Raw genomic sequence first — 18,112 nt, 5'->3', positions numbered from 1 at the left:
CCGCACCACTCCATCCCTGCCACACGTGGCCAACAGTCGCGCTCCGTGTGAACCGGGGAACGTCACAAGCGCCAACACGGAGCCCTCGTAACCGTGCATCAGCTCGGAGACCAGCTCGCCCGTCCGAGGATCCCAGAGGCGAACGACCCCGTCCGTTCCCCCCGTGGCGAGCAAGTGCATACCATCAGCCCCGTCGAACGAGGCCATGGCCCTCGCGAAGCTCCCACGGCCACGCGAAAGCTTGCTGACCTCGGTACCGGACAACGGTTCCCACACCCGGACAGCTCGGCCCTTCGACCCCTTGCCGCCAGTAGCGAGCAAGGTACGGCCCTCGGGGCCGGGGAACGTCGCCAAGGCCATCGCACCCAATTTGTGAGCATGAAAGGCTCTGACGAGCTGAGTCTCGGCCAGGGGATCCCACACGCGGACGTCTCCGTCGGTGCCGGCCGTGACGAGCAGTGGACGGTCAGGGCTCCCGGAGAGTGTCACCATCGACGACACGGTGTGCTGGTGCGCACGCAATGGCCTGGCAACCTCAATGCCGGCCAGGGGATCCCACAGACGGACGTCTCCGTCGGTGCCGGCCGTGACGAGCAGTGGACGGTCAGGGCTCCCGGGGAATGCCACCATCGACGACACGGCGTGCTGGTGCGCACGCAATGGCCTGGCAACCTCGGCCCCGGTCAAGGGATCCCAGAGTCGAACCAACCCGTTCTTGCCGCCAGTTGCGAGCAGTGCTCGACCTTGGGGTCCGGGGAACCCCACCACAGCCCGAACTCCGCCTTCGACGGCCAGCCGTTCTCCAACCTGGGTTCCCTTGATCGGATCTACTACCAAAACGCCGTCTCGGCCGCCTGCCGCAAGGTACGTGCGGCCGTCCGCTCCTCGAATCACTGCGAGACATGTAAGTACTGTCCCGGCATCCGCCACCACGTTGTTTGGCGTCTGCCAACGGGCGAGTCGGGGGCGGACGGTCACATTCTCGCCGAGCTGTACACCCCGTGTGGCGAGAGCGAATTCGAGGCTGACCTGACGCGTCCTCTGGTCCGCACCGACCAGGAATGGCTCGATCTCAGCCCAAGCCGCCACAGCATGCTGGTCTGGCCGCGGGGCGATTGGTAGTCCGAGGCGGCCCCGGAGCCTGCCGTCAGTGTCCCAAGGAAGGAATGCCGCAGGAAGAGCTGCATCGTTCAGGACGTGGCCGAGGTCTGCGTGCTGGGATAGGTGCCGGCGGATGTAGGGGTGAAGTGGGACGCCAGGCTCGCTGTGGACCAGTTCGGCGAGACGATGAGCGATGCGGCGATGGATCTCGACCTGCGAGTCCGGCTGAGGTGCTGAGGTCATCACTGCGACTCCATTGCCGAGGTGTGCAGGAGATGGGGCTCGCTGCGCAGAACCTCGGCGAGACGCTCGTGAGCGAGGCGATGCACCGTGCGGCCGTCCTCTGTGTCCTGGGCCAGGTACCCGACCAACCGACTGGCCCTGAGGCCGACAATGGCGGACTCGGAGTCTGGCAGCGGCCGGTCCAGGACGGCTTCGGCGAGGGCCGGCCAGATCGGTCCCCAGGGGATTCCGGCCCCCTGGGCGAATGCAGCTGCTCTGAGCAGAGCCAAGGCTGTTTCGGACGTGAGTCGCGGAGTGCTCAGCTCACGCAAATCTCGACGAAGCATCCCGACCAGTCCCCCGCCGAGGGAGTCCCACCATAGTGGGTCGGTGAGCAAGTCTGCGGGTGACTCGTGTTCGCGAAGCTGCCCACCGGCAATACGAGCATCGAGGAAGGAGACATCCGGGATCCTCGCAGTGATCCGGCGTGCGACGTCCGCGGCGTCAAACGCGGCATCAGGGATGTCGTCGAGCAAGGCTTGCAGATACTCCTGAACGTCGGCGGTCGTCTCCGGGCCATCCGTGCGCAGCTGCATCGGTGGGAGCTGGGTACGGGAGGTGCCGGTTGCCAGAGTCAGGGCCTGTCTCACGTGGTCGAGGAGAGCGACATCTTGAACGGGCTCCCCCGTGCTTGGCGCACCGGGTGCGGCGCTCGTGAGGTGGCTGCGGACACCGATCACCAGCCGGAGCGCGGCCTGCCCCGCCTGGGCCAGCGGCGCGACAACCTGGCTGACCAGGAGGTAGGGGTCGTCGGCCTCATCCAAACCGTCGACGACGAACGTGGTGGTGCGACCGCTGCTCGCGAGCTCACGCAGGACCTTCAGCAGGTGGCCACGCATGTCGGTGAGGCGGTCAGTGCCGGGCTCTGGTTCCGGGGCTTCTTGGCCGAGGCCGTCAAGGAACGCAGCGACGACCTGCTCGGCTGTGCGCTGGCGGGCGAGAAGCGCGACGTCGATGGAGCCTGCCGGGGGAACCGTGTCAGGGGGCGAGCCGGCGATTGCGCCGGAGTAGGCCGGGTTGGCACGGAAGCCGACGTCGCTCAACGTCACGGCGCGAGCGATCACCGCAGACTTTCCACTTCCTGCCGTACCGGTGACGATCAGCGAGGGCGCGAACCCCGATGGCGGTCCGGCTTCAAGGAACCTCGCAAGTACGCTGGTGAGGGGCCGGCGCCCTGAGAAGTACCATCCCGGATCCGCTCGGTTTGGCCGACCGCTGGCCCGGTTGATCCAGTAGCGCAGGTCCTCCTCCGACGCGGCAACCTGGCTGCGCTGCGGTGCGACGAGCCGCGTGGTGGGCTGGTAGCCAGGGTTGGGAAGGCAGAGGTGTGGTGTGCGGGAGCCGTTCATGCCCAGCAGCGCATGCGGCGACTTATATCCGGTGGCCTCGGACGCATCGTGCAGCTGTTCCATGAACTCGACGAAGGTCAGGTGCTCACTCGTCAGTTCGGCCGAGGTGCTCAGCTGCTTGTGTACCTGGGCCAGGAGTGCACTCAGCTCGCGGACTCCGACCGTAGTGCCGACGTCAGTGGCGGCGAGCACAGCCAGAGTGGGGCTGTTGGACCGAGGCTGGTTCAGATCGTGGGTCAGTTGTGCAAGGCCTATATTGACTGCGCGGGAGTAGCACGTATTGACGATGACAAGCACGTGTTTGGCCTCGGAGTCCAGGACTGCCGCGATCAAGTCGGAAGTGCGGTAGGCAGTGGCGAGCAACCGTTGGGGGTCAGTCCCCGGCAACATCAGGAAATGGCTCCCGGCGGGACTGGCCTCACCGTGCCCTGCAACGAAGAAGAGGATGGCATCGTCGGCGGGGGCATCCCGGAGTTCCGATTCATTCAGAAACGCCTCCACGTGCTGGCGCTGCTGCAGGTCGGGTACCTCCTCGCGAGTGAAGCTCCGCTCACCGAGCCCCGGGTCGCACCACCAGCCCTCCAGAACCTGGAGCTGCTCCTTCATACCCTCGCTGAACTCTGGGTCCTCATTTGCGTAGCCCTGGACTGAGACAGCCAGCAGCCGACGACGAGCACCACCGGCCGTCGGATGAGCGGCACTCCTGTCACTGTCCATGAGCGCTAGTCTGCAGGACGGCGGACAGGAGGGGGAGCAGAGGCATGCAAGAGGCAACCAGTGGTATCTGGTACCCAGGAGCACGACAGAGCCGGGACGTCACCCCCGACGCGGTCATTGTCGTTCCGGGAATCATGGGCAGCGAACTCGTAGAGACGGAGACGGGCAAGCTGCTGTGGGGGCTGAAGCCAGCCATGCTGGGCCGGGCGTTCGGACACAGCGGCGGCCTCGATGCGCTTCGGGCGACCGAGGCCGAGCTGGACGGGACTGGGCGGACCCGGGTGCTGCCGTCGGCCCTTCTACAGATCCCAGCGTGGGTACCTCTAATCCATGGCATCGAGCCTTACCACGACCTCCTCACGATGGTGCGCGACACGGTCCCTACGCCAGCTGCGGTTCTGCCGTTTCCCTACGACTGGAGACTCCCGGTCGAGTACAACGGGCAGTTGCTCGCTGACGCGGCACGTCGGCACCTGGAGGGCTGGACCGCGACCGTTCTGGCCACCCCTGCGCTGCGTGCGCTGTGCGAGGAGCGGATGCCACAGTTGGTCTTCGTGGCACACTCGATGGGCGGCCTGGTTGCCCGGGCTGCCATCTACCAACAGCCCGAATTGCACGGGGACACCCGTGCTGTCGTCACCCTGGGGACACCGTTTCTTGGATCGGCGAAGGCCGCCATGATGCTGAACGGTGGGCGGCGGACCGGGGGCATCAGCGGCATGGTCCTGGATCGTCTGCAGCGCCTGAGCGTGACCCTTCCAGGTATCTACGACCTGCTTCCGGACTACCGTTGCATCGACGAGGGCTTGGAAGTCGCCCGCCTCACGCCGCAGACGGTGGCCAGGATCGGAGGCGACCCCTACCTCGCAGAGGCCTCGATGCGCTTTCAACTGAAGATGCGCCTCGACCACATGGAGGCCATTCCGGCTCACCGGGCCGTCGTAGGTGTCGCGCAGCCGACTGCGCAGAGCGTCCGCATCGAGGCCGGCGTGGTCCAGCCGCAGTACACGTCGTTCATTGCTGGAGAGCACGGGGACCTGAGGCGCAACGAGCACGGCATCCCGGAGCGGTTGGACCGATGGGGAGACGGAACGGTGTACCGCGACGCAGCCACACACGGCGCCGAAAAGCCGGTCTACCTGCCAGTGCAACACGGCTCCCTGGCCAAGGACGACGTTGCACTCCGTTATGTCCATGGCGTGCTGACCGAGAAGAGCGCTTACGCGGGCCCACCGATGGGGCCTGGCGAAGTCGGACTAGACCTGCCCGGCGAGGGAGCCATCGCAGGTCGAGCTTGGCAGTTGCGAGTGACTGGTCGCGACCGACCGGTCGGGGTCAGGTGCGAGGTCATAAACACCGAGACGGGTGCCGTTGTGGCAACGCCACGCCTGTCCACCAGGGAGGACTGTCTGGCTGCCAGCGTGACACTGACGGAGCCCGGTCTGTACCGCGTCCGGGTTCAAGTAGCGGGTACACGATCGGTCACCCAGCTCCTGCTCGTATTCGGGGCGGAGTTGGAGGGACGGCCGAACCTCTGACGGTTCGCAGGGAGTCTATGGCTTACCCACAACTGAACTTGGAGAGCGAGGAAGCCAGAGCACAGCGCGCAGGCTTCTTCGCCCTCAAGTCGCACGAGGCACTCGGCCGCGAGCGGCTCCAGGCTCTCGACCGGAACTGGGAGGTCTGTAGCCAGACCCCAGGACCGGGAGCAGGCATCGACACCAAGACCGCCGTGGACTTCGGTGCGGTCAAGCTTGAAGAAGCTTGCCCCGCCACGGACGCGCCCGCCCCGAAGCCAGCGGGCGACGTCATGCCGAACTTCGTCGGCCAGGGGATGAAGGCCGCCCGCTCCACGCTCCCGGCAAATGCGAGCATCACCGTGAAGGATGCGGTACAGAGCCGCAGGGTCCTCCAAGAGTCGAACTGGAAGGTCTGTACGCAGGACCCGAAGGCCGGCGACGCACTCACCGGCCAGCCCTTGACCTTCCCCGTCGCCAAGACTGGAGTCCTGCCCTTCAGCTGTGTAGCTGTCAGGACGGGTGCCCCTCTGCTATGCGACGCCGCACCAACAGCACCCCTCGTGCACCACAACAGCGGCGGCAACAAGTCGCTCAGACTCATCGCCCACAGAGATGCAGCCTCCTCATCCAACCTAGACTCGGAGACAGTCAGGGACGTCCGCGATCGCCAGGTCGTACCATCCCTGTTGCTACGTCGTGTAGCCATCCCCGCCGCCGAGATCACGATCCCATCCAGCGGCAACCCGCCGCCGCAAGCTACCTCCGCTGGGGGGAATCTGGGGGGAATGAAGCCTCGTTGGGGGGCGGCTGGGGGGAATCGGCTGCATATAAGGGCAGCAGGGTGAAAGACCCGGAAAGGTTGATCGCTGCAGGCCAGACTGTCTGTGTAGGCAATTTCCGCAGGTCAGCGGCGTGCGGGTGACGACTTCAAGAAGATCTCCGCCTGGGCCGCCATCCTCTTCGCCCCCACCCTGGTCGGCACCATCTACGGCATGAACTTCGAGACCATGCCCGAACTCCAGTGGGCGGCCGGCTACCCCTTCGCGATCCTGCTGATGGCCGTGGTCTGCGTGAGCCTGTACGTCATCTTCAAGAAGCGCGACTGGCTGTAGTAGTCCGTCCGGACCCCCGTGCACCGGTTACATCACCGGCGTCCCGGTCCGCTTGGACGGCGAACTCGTCCGATTACGCACCGTCGCCGGGCGCGGCGCCGGTGTCCACGCGGAAGCCGAGCGCCCGCCCGGCTGCCACCGAGATGCCGAGCAGCGTCTCGTGGCTCGCGGCAGGTACGGAAAACGTATGCTCAGCAGCGAAGGAGAGGAACTCTCCCGGCAGTTCGAGGTTGTACGTGCCGACGTACTTGGGGAGATCGGCACGCCAGACGAACCGCCCGTCGGACAGCAAAGAGGAACCGCCGGCCACCGTGAACGATCCTCCGATGACGTCCTGCGTCGTTTCCATGATGTCGAAAATGGGGTAGCCGGATTCGAGGTACTCCTTGATCTCCGTCTTGGGGTACGGAGCCTCGCTTCTCACCTTGTCTCGAATCGACTCGTGAAAGACACCCTGAGGTTCAGGCTGCATTTCACGATAGAAGCCGAACATTTCCATCAGGGTCTACCCTTCAAGCATCGGGATGAACACCCTCCAGTAGCCTCCGTTGTCAACCTGTGGCACCTGCCCGGGCCCCAAGAGCGGGTTCGTTCCGGCCCCGGCCGTCCCGACTGCCAGACCGGCACGCCGGATTCCATCCGTATCGGCTATGAAGCCCACCCGGTGACCTCTCGTGAGAGTCACACGCCATCCCCACCTTCGCGGCGCCGGCCTGTCGATTCCGGGCCTGCGCAGGTCGATCAGGTGACGTCGGTTGCTCTCATTCCCAGTAGTCCGCCAGCAGCTCGGCGGGCCAGAGCGGTTCCCGTACCTCCCCGCGCGGTCCCATCTCTCGGAAGTAGGGCGCGACGTCGTAGACGGGGGTGCCGTCGATCGCGTCGAGGTCCATGACGTGAAGGTCCAGGCCCTCGACCTTCGCGAGTCGCGGGAAGGACTGCGCGAGCTGGTTCGGTCGACGGTGGTTGCGGTGGACGAAGGTCCCGGTGGGCAGCCAGGCCGGGTTGCCGCGGGGGCTTCGCGCGTGGAGGGCCACGTCGGCCGGGGAAGCCTTGTGGAAGTGCCACACCACGACGAGGTGTGAGAACTCCTCCAGGCCCTTGACGACCTCCGCCGGGAAGTCGGGGTTCAGGCGGATGATCGCGGGACCACCCCAGTGATCGTCCGTGGGCTCGGTCCGGCCTCCGACGACGATGCCGATCGGTTCGATTTCCAGCGACTTTGCCATCCGCTCCCCCTCATGCCTCGGCGTGGCCCGGTCAATGTACTCGGACGAGGTATGCGGTGGCCCGGGCGTCCAGGGCGGCAACGGCCGGAATGCCTCGGCGTCGGTGCGGGGGGAGCAGGCGCCGGATGTCGACCCGTTGTCCATCCTCTGAAGACCAGTTGCGCATCGCGGAAAGGGTGGCCCTGGGGATGTCCAGCGCCCAGGTTGCCGCCGCGCTGACGCTCTCCAAGGCGACCGTCAACGTCCAGATGTCCGACAGCAACGCGAAGACCGGTGTGGCGACCCGGACCGCGCTCGTGCACGCCTGCTACGTCACCAGCCAGTTGGCCCGTGCTGAACGGGTCACACCGGCACCGGTGGCGACCGAAGTCGAGCGGGGAGATCCCCTGGGGCCGGCCTTGGGCGATTGCATTGGCGGAGACCGGCCGCCGGTGCCACTACTCCGCCGACGTGGTGGAGAGGAAGCTGCGGGCCCTGAGGAAACCGTGGAACGCCTTGAACGATCCCCGCCTCGTCACGCTGGGGTGGCGGTACGGCGTGCTCGACAACTCCTGTGGCTCGGGCGGCCTTGCCACGTCCTCCCCCGCTCGCCGCTGATCCGTGGTTCCGGGGGAATCGACTGCCTCTTCAAGCGAAGGCGGGTGTGCTCGGCGGTGACGACTACCCACCCGTGGTGGTGAGTTCGCAAATGACGTTCGGTACCCGTGCGACGTCCACGAGTGAGTCGGGTACGAGATCGGCACCGGCCCGGGTGAGTTCGGCGGTCGTGGTCCTTCCCGAAGCCACGCCGATGACGCGGGCGCCGCCTTCGAGGCCCGTGCGAACGTCCTTGAGGGAATCATCGATGATCACGGTGTTCGCGCGATGGAAGGCCGTGCCGTGCTTGGCCTCTGCGCGAGGGCGACGAGCGCCGGCCGGCGGTGGGCGTCGGAGGCGAACCCGCCGATCTCCGCGTCGAGCAGGCCGTCCAGAGCGTAGGGGTTCTGCCCTGCCTGTACGAGCTCGCCGAGCACGTCTTGAACGTGCTCGTTGCGACGGGTCGACTGGAGTTGCTCGGCGAGGTACCCGACCGTGTGGTCCAGTGCCGCCACCATACGGGCCGAGGTCCAGGGCAAACTCGGGTCGAGATCAGCGGCCGACCGGTCCGCGGGCCGCTGAGGCGATCTGCCCACTGGCCGTGGGAGTGGTAACCGCAGGAGCTCGGCGGGGGCGCCGACGCCTGCGAGGAACTCGATGATCTTGTCGATGTTGGTGAGGCGGCGGCGGCCCGATTCCAGCATGGACAAGAACGCCTGACTCAACCCCGTGAGCCGGGCCATGTCCTCCTGGCGCAGTGAGCCTCGCTGCCTGATCAAGCGGCTCGCCTTGCCGAAGTCCAAGGCGGCGAAGGCCTGTTGAACGCCGGCGTCCTGCCACACCCTCTCCGGCACGACGGGTAGTGCGGGGGCGGCCTCGATACGGGACCGGGCGCAGGAGGCGCACAGGCCGTCCGGGTTGTACTGGCTGAGCCGGCACCCGCACTGATCGCAGTACCGCAGGGTCTGCTGGGCCATTCCTACCTCCCGAACGAGAACACCCCAGGCCCGGGGCAGCCCCGCGTAGACCGAGATCACCTCGGTGATATCACTCGCGGAATGTGCCCACCGGGCGATTCCCGGTCAGCCTCGTACCTCAACCAGCCTCTGTCCAAGGGGTATCACTGCCCGAAGCGCGATTCGTCCCGACCTCTCCACCTCTCGCGCCTGTTCGTCTGCGCGTCCTGTCACGAGTCCGGCCGATCACGAGGTCGGCGAGCCGGGCCGGGGCCCGGCCCCCGCCGAGCAAGGGCTTCCGGAGCGACCGGGCGCCGGGTCGGACCTGGAGGTCACGCGTGGCCGAGGACGTGGCGTACGCGAACGCGATCTGGCGGACGGTCAGGCGGTCGGGGGGTCGGGGGGTCGGGGGGTCGGGCCGAACTCCGTGTCTGGCCGCGCGCGTACCACGGCTTCGACGGCATGGCACCGAGGGCGGCCCTCCTCGCGACCTTCGCCTGGAACACGTCAGGCGGTCGTGGGAGCCGCGGGAGCCGCGGGGGCCGCAGGGGCCGTGGCCGTCAGCAGTCGGGCGCGCAGCCGGGTCACGGTCCCCGGGGTGATGCCGACGTGGTCCGTGAGATAGGCGATCGGGGAGCCGTGGCGGGCATTCAGGTCCGCGAGGACGAGTTCCATGACGGTGGCCGGGGCGCGCCCGTACGCGGGCCAGCGCATGGTGCGGCCGGGGTGGGCGGTGTGCCAGTCGGCCGTGAGGCGTTCGGTCGCCAGTTCGGTGAGGGCGAAGTCGGCCAGGATCTCTTCCTCGGGCACGTCGAGGAGGATCAGCACGAAGGCCGCGATCAGGCCGGTGCGGTCCTTGCCGGACGTGCAGTGGAAGACGGTCGGTCCCGGTTCGGCGTCGGCGATCAGCTCGATGGCCTGCCGGATCTCCTCGACGCCGTCCTCGGCCACCTCGGCGAAGCGGTCGGCGAGGTAGCGCCAGGGGTCGATGTCGGGGTCGATCTCCGCCTGGTCGTAGGGGCGGTGCTCGATGCTGAGGTTGGCGTACGTGAAGCGGTGCGGCTCGGGCACCCCGCCCTTGGCGTCGGCTTCCCAGGGGTAACGGAGGTCGATGACGGTACGGATGTCCAGGGCGAGGAACCGGTCCCAGTCGGCGCCCCGGAGTTTGCCGAGCGAGTCGGACCGGTACAGGGCGCCCGGGATGACGGTGCGACCGTCGGCGGAGCGGTAGCCGCCCAGGTCACGAAAGTTGTGCAGGCGCTCGAACTCGATGTGGCGGACGGTCATTCGGCTGCTCCCTCGGGTGCGGTGGTCTTCCGGCCGCCAGCATGCCCCAGGTGATCGACTCGGGGGCGTGCGGGGTGGCGGGCGTGCCCCGGAACAGGACGGACCAGTGCGGAGGGGTTCCACCGTCATCTCCTGTGCGGAGGAGCCGTGTTCAGCGTCCCGACAGGCCCGGGCGGGGCGGGCCGCCGTAGTAGCGGCGACAGGCGCGCAGCATGCCCTCGGCCGAGAGGGTGAACACGTCGACGAAGTCCCGTTGTTGGGGGGCGAGTCGGCCCATCGCGACCACGCAGTCCCCGTCGGCGACGATCCTCGTGATGTCGTGACGGGTTCCCGGTACCGGCGGGCACTCCAGATCGGCGCCCAGGGCTCCCGCGTGCAGCAGCGATCCGTAGCCGTCGAGGTCTCCGGTGTCGAGGTAGTGGTAGGCCAGGCGTACGTGGTCGATCCCGGAGTCGGTGACGACGCGGCTGGGCGGCGGGACCCGCCCGGCGTGCCGACTGTTCATGGGAGGTCCTCTCGTACGGCCGCACCCCGACCGGTGCCGCAGGTCTACGGTGCCCCGGGGCCATAACCCGGTGCTATCCCCGCCCTATCACGGTTCACGCGCACGAAACCCCCACACCATGGACACCGGAGGGGTGTTCGGGGAGACTTGCCCAGCGCTCGACCCGTCCTCAGGCGTTGCCCCAGCTGGGAGACTCATGACTGTTTCGTCCGGCGGGGTGTTCCACACCCCGGACGCGGTGGTTTTCCGGATCCTCGGACCGTTACAGGTGACCGGCCGTGACGGGCCGGTCAGGATTCCCCCCGGGCGGCAGGAAGTCATTCTGGCCGCCCTGCTCCTTGAGGCGAACCGGGTGGTCAGCACCGACTATCTGGTCGATCTGATCTGGGACGACGAACCGCCGGACACGGCGCGCACCCAGGTGCAGATCTGCGTCTCGCGGTTGCGGAAGCTGTTCACGAAGGCGGCCATCGCCGCCGCGATCACCACGCGACCGCCGGGGTACGTGCTGAAGACGGAGGGGGACCTCGTCGACGCGGCGCTGTTCGCCCGCAGGGTCGCGGACGCGCGGACCGCCGCGCGGCAGGGCGCCGTGTCCGATTCGGTGGAACTCCTGCGTTCGGCTGGCGAGTTGTGGCAAGGCGACTGCCTGAGTGGGGTGTCGAGCGAGACGTTGCGCAGCAAGGCGCTCCAGTTGGACGAGGAGCGGTTGACGGCCGTGGAGACCCGGATCGAATGGGATCTGGACCTGGGGCGGCACCATCAGCTCGTGGGCGAGATCCAGTTGTTGGTACGGGTCCACCCGCTGCGGGAGCGACTGCGCGGGCAGTTGATGCTGGCCCTGTACCGGTCGGGCCGGCAGGCGGAGGCGCTGGAGAGCTACCGCGTGGGGCGCGACCTGCTGGTGGAGGAGCTGGGCCTGGAGCCCGGTGGGGCGCTGCGCCGGCTGGAGCGGGACATCCTGTCGGGTGCCGTTCCCCCGCTGCCGTCGGAGACCGGGCCAGACAGCCCCGCCTCGGCAGCCGCGGGGTTCGACAGACCCGGGCCCGGCCGCGCGCCGGGTGGCGGCACCCTCCCCGGTTCGACCGGAGGCGGGTACGCCGAGCAGCGCCGGGACCGGGCCGACGACGCCGGGGCGACAGCGAGTGCGAGTGCGAGTGCGACCACGCTCGTGGCAGCGACCTCGATTCCCCCGACCGGCCTCGTCCCGAACGGACTCGCTCCGGCCGGCCTCGTCCCGAACGGACTCGCTCCGGCCGACCTCGTCCCGCCCGGCCTTGCCCCGCTCGACCTCGGCCCGACCGGACGGAGCCTCGCCGAGGCCGAGCCGACCGGAGCCGCGGGGTTCCGCACGGCCACGACGGCTCGCGAGGAGGTGCCACGGCAACTCCCGGCCGACACATCGGACTTCGTCGGTGACGAGCAGCAGATCGCCCTGATCGAGGGGACGTTGCTCGGTGACGGGGACCGGCGGGCGGTGGGGCTCGCGGTGATCGTGGGCAAGCCCGGTACCGGAAAGTCCACGCTCGCCACCCACATCGCACACCGGCTGGGTGAAACCCACTTCCCCGACGGACAGTTGTACTGCGATCTGCGCGGCACGGGAACTCCGGCCACGTCCGGAGAGGTACTGGGACGGTTCCTGCGCGCGCTCGGCATCCCCGGGCCGGTGATCCCCGAGTCGCAGGACGAACGGGCGGAGATGTACCGGACCCTGTTGGCCGCGCGGCGGGTCCTGGTCGTCCTCGACGACGCGGCGTCCGAGAGTCAGATCCGGCCCCTGCTGCCCGGCAGCAACAGGTGCGCGGTGCTCGTCACCAGTCGGGTCCGCCTGACCGGGCTGCCCGGCGCGCACCGGGTGGAGCTCGACGTGATGGACACCGAGCGGGCGTTGGAACTGTTGGCGCGGGTCGTCGGCGGCGACCGCGTCGGCCGTGAGGCGTCGGCGGCGGAGGCGCTGGTACGGACCGTCGGCGGACTGCCCTTGGCCCTGCGGATCGTCGCGGCCCGGCTCGCGGCCCGACCACACTGGCCGCTGTCCTCGATGGTGCACCGGCTGGCCAACGAACGGCACCGTCTGGACGAGCTGACCCACGGCGAGATGACCATGCGGGCCAGCCTCTGCCTCACCCACGACGGCCTGGCGGCGGAGGACCGGCGGCTGCTGCGCCTGCTGAGCCTGGCACAGGGACCCACGCTGCCGGGTTGGCTGGCGGGGGCACTGCTGGACGATCGAAGCCCGTTCCCCTCGGACCTCCTCGAACCCCTGGTCGACGTACAGATGCTGGACGTCGTCGGCGTGGACTCCACCGGCGGCTTCCGCTACCGCTTCCACGAGATCATCCGGGTCTTCGCGCGGGAGCAGTTGGCCACGCACGACGATCCGGACGCCCAGCAGACGGCCGTCGCCAGGATGCTCGGTGGCTGGCTGTCGCTTGCGGAACAGGCCCACCGCCGCATCTACGGCGGGGACTTCACGGTGCTGCACGGCACCGCGCCCCGCTGGGAACCGCCGGCCGTGTGCGTGGACGAGCTGCTGGTCGATCCGCTGGAATGGCTCGACAGTGAGCACGCGAACCTGGTGCAGGCCGTCGAGCACGCTGCCCGCGAGCAGCAGGACGAACTGTGCTGGGACCTGGCGACGACCCTGGCCACCCTCTTCGAGGGCCGCGGCTACTTCGACGACTGGGAGCGTACGCACCAACTCGCCCTGGAGTCGGTCCGGTCCGCCGGGAACACGCGCGGCACGGCGGCCCTGCTCGGCTCGCTCGGGGTGCTGTACCTGGGTCGCAGCCAGAACGAGGAGTCCCGCACCGCCTTGACGACGGCCCTCGGGCTGTTCCGGGAGCTCGACGACCGGCAGGGCCTGGCGCTGTGCCACCGCGACCTGGCCCTGCTGGAACGGATGCGGGGCGACGACGACCGCGCGCTCGGCCTGTACGACCGGGCGCTGCGGGATTTCGACCAGGTCGGTGACGTGGTGGGCCGGGCCATCGTCCTGACGCAGAGCGCGCACATCTGGATGCGGCGCGGGCAGGACTCGGCGGCGCAGAGCCGGCTGGACGAGGCACTCGGCATCTACCGGTCCGTGGGCTACACGGGAGGTGAGGCGCGGACCCTACGCAGGGCGGGGCAGTTGTCGCAGAGCCAGGGTGAACACGAGCGCGCGGTGCGGACGTTCACGGAGGTGCTGGAACTGTGCCGGGCGAGCGGGGACCTGATCGGTGAGGGGCACCTGTTGCGCGACCTGGGACACGCGCACGTGGAGATGGGCCGGGGTGAGGCGGCCCGGGGCTTCTACGCCCAGGCGCTGTCCGTGCGGGACCAGATGATGGACCACGGTGGGGCGGCGCTGGTGCGGCTCGACCTTGCGCGACTGCTGGCCGCGAGCGGGAGCTCCGGGGAACGGTCACGTTCCCGCGAACTGCTGGAGACGGCGGTACGGGCCTTCCGCGAACGCCGGATGACGGTCGAACTCGTCGAGGCGGAAGGGATGCTGGCAGCGGAAGGGATGCCGGGAATCGGCGCGGGTGCGGCTGCCGGCACCGGTACAGCGGGAGGCACGGCGGGCGCCACGGCTTCGGGTCCCGGCATCGGGGGCGGTTCCTCGTCCGGGCCGGTGCGCGGGCCGGCGATCACGGCCCTGACGGCTCGGGCGGTGCACGCGCCGGCGGCGGAGTCCGCCGCCGGGGTCTGACCGGCCGTCGTTCCCGAGCGGCGGGGCGTCAGTCCCACGGGTTGGTGTTGGTGGAGGCGCCCGCCGCGGCCGCGGTGTACGAGACGCCGGCGCCGGTCACCGCGGTGAGGCCGGCCGGGTCGGCGGCGTGGGCGGCCTGCGCCCCGAGGGTGGCGGCTCCGGCGATGGTGACGGTGACGAGGGCGGCGCGGAAGGCGTGGGTGACGCTCATGTCGAGGTCCTTTCATCGGTGCGCTCCGGTGGTTCCGGGGCGCTTCCTGCTTTCTGGACCTCACGTTAGGAACGGCCGGAATCCCGGGACCGGCCCCGCTCCTATCGCCGCGCTATCACCGTTGACCCGCGCTTTCCCGGCCCCGTGATAGCGGCGCCCGGCCGTCGGACGATGCCCGCGCGATAGCGCGCTGCCGACGATGGGAACAGGAACCGGGCGCTTCGTCCCAGGCCCGCCCGTTCCCCCACCACCGCAGCCGGGAGCGCCCACATGACAGCTCACACGACCGCTCGCAGCGCCGCCCACCCGAACCCACACGACACCCCGTACGGGACGCACGGTGTGCGGGACCCCTTCAGCCCACTCGGCACGCACGAGACCCACGGCATGCACGAGACCCACACCACCCGCGACACCCACAGCGCTCACGGCACCCGCGACACCCACGACACCCACAACGCCCACCACACCGGCGGCACGCCCGACACACGGGAAACCGAGGACGGAGCGGTGCGGGAGGCCTCCCGGGTGGGAGCCCTCATCAGAGGGCACCGGCTGCGCATCGGCATGACCCAGCGGGAGCTGGCCGATCTGTCGACGATCAGCGTGCGGGCCATCCGCGATCTGGAGCAGGGCAAGGCGAGACGGCCGCGCCCCGACACGGTGCGGCTGATGGCGGACGCGCTGCGGCTGGGTCCGCGGGCCCGGGCGGCGCTGGAGGCGGCCGCGCAGCGGGGTCGGCCGGGTGGGCAGGGATGGGCGGAGCCGCCTGCGCCGCCGACCGCGCTGCACGCGATCCTGGGTCGGGACGACGAGGCGGGCGTGCTGGAGCGGGAGTTGGGGTCGGGCGCGGAGCGGCTGGCGCACGTGGTGGGGCTCGCCGGGGTGGGCAAGACCCGGTTGGCGCTGGAGGTGGCGGATCGGTTGCACCGGGCCGGGACGCCGGTGCTGTGGCACGCCTTTCCCGGTGCCACGGCGGACTACCTGACGTGTGGGGAGGGCACGGTGGCGGCCCGGGTGGCAGCCACCGCGGCCCGGCTGTGGGCCGCCGCGAACCCGGCGCCCGCCGTGCGCGCCGCGCACGTCCCCGGGGGCGGCGATCCGGAGGGCGCGGAGGCCGTGTCGGCGCTCGCGGAACTCCTCGGCGACAGGGCCGCGTTACTGGTCCTCGACGGCGCCCCCGCGGATCCTCCCCGGTTCGACCTGTTGACAGCCCTGCTGCGGGCCTGCCCCGGCCTGCGGCTGCTGGTCACCTCGGACCGGCCGTGGGAGATGCCGGGCGAGCGGATCTTCCTGCTCTCCCCGCCGGCGGTGCCGGCCGAGGGAACCGTCGATCGCGCCGCCCCGGCCGTGCGGGTGTTCCTGGACCACGTCCGGCGGGTTCGGCCCGGGTTCGGTGCGACGTCGGCGGATCTGGAGCGGGCGACGTGGATCTGCCGCCGCCTGGACGGCCATCCGGGAGCGCTCGCCGCGGCCGCGTCCTGGCTGGTGCTGTGCGATCTCGACGCCCTGTGCCGGAGCCTGGACGCCGACCCCGCGGCCCTCCTCGACCACCTCGGCGGCGGGGAGGGCGCGGGGCGCCTGCGGAGGGCGCTGCACGCACTGACGGATCGGCTCACGCCCGGCGCGCGGGGTCTGTTGGAGGCGCTGTGCGCGGGCGGCGGGCCCGACGACGAGTTCACGCTGACCGGCATCACCGCGCTGACCGGCCGCGACCTGCCGGGCTCCGGGCGGCTGCTGCGGGAGCTGCTGATCAGCGGGGCCGTGCGGGTCGCGCACGAGGGCGACGGTTCGCACTTCCGGGTGCTGGGCCTGGTCCGGACCGCCTGCCGGGCACGGGCGGTCGCCTCCGTCTCCGCCACCTCCTGACTCCTACCGGAGCACCGACGTACCGGAGCACCGGAGTGCCGGAAGGCCCGAATGCCGGAGCAACTGCTGCCGGAGTGCCGGAGCAACTGCCGCCCGGGCCGGCGCGCCGCGGGTTGGATGACGTACGGCCGGACGACCACCCGACGACAGCCGATGAGTCCCGACGACCACCCGACAGACCCGGCGCGTGTGGGCGCCCCCGGGCCCGCCACGGCAACGATCCCTAGGAGCTTCCGCATGTCCCCGAAGGCCTCTGAACAGGGCACCGCGCACGGGCCCGCCGCTGTGCGGCTGCCCCTGTCGGCGGCGCAGCGCGACATCTGGATGGCCCATGGGCTGGACGCCACGGGCTGCCGCTACAACATCGGGGAGTACCGGGAGATCCTGGGCGCCCTGGATCCCGAGGCGCTCGCCGGTGCCTGGTACCGACTCGCCCGGGAGGCCGACGTCCTGCGGATCCGGGGTACGGGATCCGACGAGCAGGGCGGTCTGTGGCAGCTCGTTCACCCCGAACCGGTCGGCCGGCGGCTGGAGTTCATGGATCTTGGTGGGGAACCGGATCCCGCCGCGGCGGCCCGCGCGTGGATGGCGGCGGAACTGGCCAGGCCCTTCGACCTGGCCGAGGACTGGTTGACCCGGCACGCCCTCATCCGACTGGGCGGGGAGCGGTGGTTCTACTTCCACGCCTTCCACCACCTCGCGATCGACGGCATGGGCGTGGCCCTGCTCGACCAGCGTCTGGTGGAGCTGTACGCGGCGGTTTCCGCCGGGGAGCCCTGGGGGCCGAGCCCGTTCGGGGCGCTGTCGGACGTACTGGCCGAGGACGCGGCGTACCGGGCCTCCGCGGAGGGGGCTGCCGACCGGGCGCACTGGGCCGCGCACCTCGCCGACCTGCCGGCGACCCCGCGGCTCGGGGAGGGGCACTCGGGCCGTACGGCGCCGGGCGCGCTGCCCTTCGTCCGTCGGACCGTGGTGTTGTCGCCCGATCGGGCCGACCGGTTGCGCGAAGTGGCTCGCGAGCACCGGGCGCCGTGGACGATGCTGGTGATCTCGCTGGTGGCGGCGTACACGCATCGGGTGAGCGGGAGTCCGGAGACGGTGTTGGGGCTGCCGGTCACGGGCCGACGGACCGAACTCGCGCGGCGCACTCCGGGGATGCTGTCGAACGTGGTCCCGCTGCGGGTGCGGGTCGCGGCCGAGGGGACGCTCGCCGAGCTGTTGGCCTCCGTCGTCGCGGAGACCCGGGAGGGTCTGCGGCACCAGCGCACCCGGTACGAGGACATGTGCCGGGACCTGGGTCTGGGCGAGACGCAGCGGCGGATCACGGCCCCGCTCGTCAACATCATGGCGTTCACGCCGGGGATGCGCTTCTGCGGGTTCCCCACCACTCAGCACAACCTGGGCAACGGGCCCGTCGAGGACCTGGCGGTCGGCGTGTACGACCTCGGTCCGGAGGGCGGGTTGCGCATCGACTTCGACGCGGCGCCCGAGGTGTGCGACATCGAGGCGGTGGCCGGCCATCAGGACCGGTTCCTCCACTTCGTGGAGCAGGCCTTGGACGGCTTCCGACTCCCCTTGTCCCAGGTCGAGTTGTTGGGCGGCGTGGAGCGGCGGCAGGTGGTGGAGGAGTGGACGGGCACCCGTGCGGAGATCGGCGAGGCGACCCTCCCAGACCGCTTCGAGGAGCAGGCACGACTGCGACCC

15 protein-coding genes and 2 pseudogenes are annotated in these 18,112 nt (G+C 69.8%); 8 read left to right on the top strand and 9 right to left on the bottom strand.

What is annotated here, in order from left to right; genetic code table 11:
• Positions 1–3 precede the first annotated feature (3 nt).
• Positions 4–630, bottom strand: a pseudogene (locus ADK55_RS40905) (WD40 repeat domain-containing protein); the annotation flags it as partial.
• Here ADK55_RS40905 and ADK55_RS39625 point away from each other — a divergent pair.
• Positions 511–1,122, top strand: a complete 612-nt coding sequence (locus tag ADK55_RS39625; protein WP_234349947.1) for a hypothetical protein — start codon at positions 511–513, stop codon at positions 1,120–1,122. The pseudogene ADK55_RS40905 and the gene ADK55_RS39625 sit on opposite strands and share 120 nt — an antisense overlap.
• Positions 1,123–1,343: 221 nt before the next feature.
• On the opposite strand, the gene ADK55_RS07860 is transcribed toward ADK55_RS39625, so the two are convergent.
• A complete protein-coding gene (locus tag ADK55_RS07860; RefSeq protein ID WP_053676752.1) occupies positions 1,344–3,338 on the bottom strand; it encodes an ATP-binding protein in 1,995 nt (664 codons plus the stop codon).
• Positions 3,339–3,493: 155 nt separating this feature from the next.
• Here ADK55_RS07860 and ADK55_RS07855 point away from each other — a divergent pair, with 155 nt between their 5' ends.
• The 3 genes and pseudogenes from ADK55_RS07855 to ADK55_RS07845 all read left to right on the top strand — a co-directional run.
• The gene (locus ADK55_RS07855) at positions 3,494–4,987 is read left to right on the top strand and encodes a lipase/acyltransferase domain-containing protein (protein ID WP_107089122.1); all 1,494 of its coding nucleotides are present in this window, start codon (positions 3,494–3,496) and stop codon (positions 4,985–4,987) included.
• A 17-nt stretch (positions 4,988–5,004) separates the two neighbouring features.
• Positions 5,005–5,814 carry a PASTA domain-containing protein gene (locus tag ADK55_RS38390; protein ID WP_159041312.1) on the top strand — a complete coding sequence of 270 codons (810 nt, stop codon included), beginning with the start codon at positions 5,005–5,007 and terminating at the stop codon, positions 5,812–5,814.
• Between the two features lie 75 nt (positions 5,815–5,889).
• A pseudogene (locus ADK55_RS07845) lies at positions 5,890–6,081 on the top strand (CorA family divalent cation transporter); the annotation flags it as partial.
• Positions 6,082–6,154: 73 nt separating this feature from the next.
• Here ADK55_RS07845 and ADK55_RS07840 read toward each other — a convergent pair.
• Together ADK55_RS07840 and ADK55_RS07835 are read right to left on the bottom strand one after the other, a co-directional pair.
• On the bottom strand, positions 6,155–6,580 hold the full coding sequence (locus tag ADK55_RS07840; RefSeq protein WP_053676748.1) for a hypothetical protein: 426 nt from the start codon (positions 6,578–6,580) through the stop codon (positions 6,155–6,157).
• 262 nt (positions 6,581–6,842) lie between these two features.
• Complete coding sequence (locus tag ADK55_RS07835; protein WP_053676747.1) at positions 6,843–7,307, bottom strand: SAM-dependent methyltransferase; 465 nt, start codon at positions 7,305–7,307, stop codon at positions 6,843–6,845.
• 89 nt (positions 7,308–7,396) lie between these two features.
• On the opposite strand from ADK55_RS07835, the gene ADK55_RS40900 reads away from it, so the two are divergent.
• Entirely contained in the window at positions 7,397–7,987 is a 591-nt protein-coding gene (locus ADK55_RS40900; RefSeq protein WP_107089121.1) for a LuxR C-terminal-related transcriptional regulator, read from the top strand.
• Here the strand turns inward: ADK55_RS40900 and ADK55_RS39620 are convergent.
• The 4 genes from ADK55_RS39620 to ADK55_RS07810 all read right to left on the bottom strand — a co-directional run bounded on the left by ADK55_RS39620 (position 7,968) and on the right by ADK55_RS07810 (position 10,631).
• A complete protein-coding gene (locus tag ADK55_RS39620; protein ID WP_053676745.1) occupies positions 7,968–8,159 on the bottom strand; it encodes an HAD hydrolase-like protein in 192 nt (63 codons plus the stop codon). The two genes, ADK55_RS40900 and ADK55_RS39620, sit on opposite strands and share 20 nt — an antisense overlap.
• A complete protein-coding gene (locus ADK55_RS37495) occupies positions 8,156–8,860 on the bottom strand; it encodes a helix-turn-helix domain-containing protein (RefSeq protein WP_053676744.1) in 705 nt (234 codons plus the stop codon). Before ADK55_RS37495 ends, ADK55_RS39620 begins: the two co-directional genes overlap by 4 nt.
• Before the next feature lie 486 nt (positions 8,861–9,346).
• On the bottom strand, positions 9,347–10,126 hold the full coding sequence (locus ADK55_RS07815; RefSeq protein WP_053676743.1) for a tyrosine-protein phosphatase: 780 nt from the start codon (positions 10,124–10,126) through the stop codon (positions 9,347–9,349).
• Positions 10,127–10,277: 151 nt separating this feature from the next.
• The gene (locus ADK55_RS07810; RefSeq protein WP_053676742.1) at positions 10,278–10,631 is read right to left on the bottom strand and encodes a hypothetical protein; all 354 of its coding nucleotides are present in this window, start codon (positions 10,629–10,631) and stop codon (positions 10,278–10,280) included.
• A 196-nt stretch (positions 10,632–10,827) separates the two neighbouring features.
• On the opposite strand from ADK55_RS07810, the gene ADK55_RS07805 reads away from it, so the two are divergent.
• Positions 10,828–14,328, top strand: a complete 3,501-nt coding sequence (locus tag ADK55_RS07805; RefSeq protein WP_234349946.1) for an AfsR/SARP family transcriptional regulator — start codon at positions 10,828–10,830, stop codon at positions 14,326–14,328.
• A 28-nt stretch (positions 14,329–14,356) separates the two neighbouring features.
• On the opposite strand, the gene ADK55_RS07800 is transcribed toward ADK55_RS07805, so the two are convergent.
• Positions 14,357–14,539 carry a hypothetical protein gene (locus ADK55_RS07800; RefSeq protein WP_053676741.1) on the bottom strand — a complete coding sequence of 61 codons (183 nt, stop codon included), beginning with the start codon at positions 14,537–14,539 and terminating at the stop codon, positions 14,357–14,359.
• Positions 14,540–14,809: 270 nt separating this feature from the next.
• Here ADK55_RS07800 and ADK55_RS07795 point away from each other — a divergent pair, with 270 nt between their 5' ends.
• Complete coding sequence (locus ADK55_RS07795) at positions 14,810–16,408, top strand: helix-turn-helix domain-containing protein (RefSeq protein WP_234349945.1); 1,599 nt, start codon at positions 14,810–14,812, stop codon at positions 16,406–16,408.
• A 237-nt stretch (positions 16,409–16,645) separates the two neighbouring features.
• On the top strand, positions 16,646–18,112 hold a 1,467-nt coding region (locus tag ADK55_RS07790), incomplete at its 3' end, for a condensation domain-containing protein (protein WP_234349944.1).

The sequence above is a fragment of the Streptomyces sp. WM4235 genome (assembly GCF_001279725.1).
GTDB lineage: Bacteria > Actinomycetota > Actinomycetes > Streptomycetales > Streptomycetaceae > Streptomyces.
This window is presented reverse-complemented; position numbering and strand designations above follow the sequence as displayed.

Bases quoted from the DNA above. Each gene is read 5' to 3' on its own strand.
- ADK55_RS07860 (WP_053676752.1), bottom strand. From the start codon at position 3,338: ATGAAGGAGCAGCTCCAGGTTCTGGAGGGCTGGTGGTGCGACCCGGGG.
- ADK55_RS07855 (WP_107089122.1), top strand. From the start codon at position 3,494: ATGCAAGAGGCAACCAGTGGTATCTGGTACCCAGGAGCACGACAGAGC.
- ADK55_RS38390 (WP_159041312.1), top strand. From the start codon at position 5,005: ATGGCTTACCCACAACTGAACTTGGAGAGCGAGGAAGCCAGAGCACAG.
- ADK55_RS07840 (WP_053676748.1), bottom strand. From the start codon at position 6,580: ATGGAAATGTTCGGCTTCTATCGTGAAATGCAGCCTGAACCTCAGGGT.
- ADK55_RS07835 (WP_053676747.1), bottom strand. From the start codon at position 7,307: ATGGCAAAGTCGCTGGAAATCGAACCGATCGGCATCGTCGTCGGAGGC.
- ADK55_RS40900 (WP_107089121.1), top strand. From the start codon at position 7,397: ATGCCTCGGCGTCGGTGCGGGGGGAGCAGGCGCCGGATGTCGACCCGT.
- ADK55_RS37495 (WP_053676744.1), bottom strand. From the start codon at position 8,860: ATGGCCCAGCAGACCCTGCGGTACTGCGATCAGTGCGGGTGCCGGCTC.
- ADK55_RS07815 (WP_053676743.1), bottom strand. From the start codon at position 10,126: ATGACCGTCCGCCACATCGAGTTCGAGCGCCTGCACAACTTTCGTGAC.
- ADK55_RS07810 (WP_053676742.1), bottom strand. From the start codon at position 10,631: ATGAACAGTCGGCACGCCGGGCGGGTCCCGCCGCCCAGCCGCGTCGTC.
- ADK55_RS07805 (WP_234349946.1), top strand. From the start codon at position 10,828: ATGACTGTTTCGTCCGGCGGGGTGTTCCACACCCCGGACGCGGTGGTT.
- ADK55_RS07800 (WP_053676741.1), bottom strand. From the start codon at position 14,539: ATGAGCGTCACCCACGCCTTCCGCGCCGCCCTCGTCACCGTCACCATC.
- ADK55_RS07795 (WP_234349945.1), top strand. From the start codon at position 14,810: ATGACAGCTCACACGACCGCTCGCAGCGCCGCCCACCCGAACCCACAC.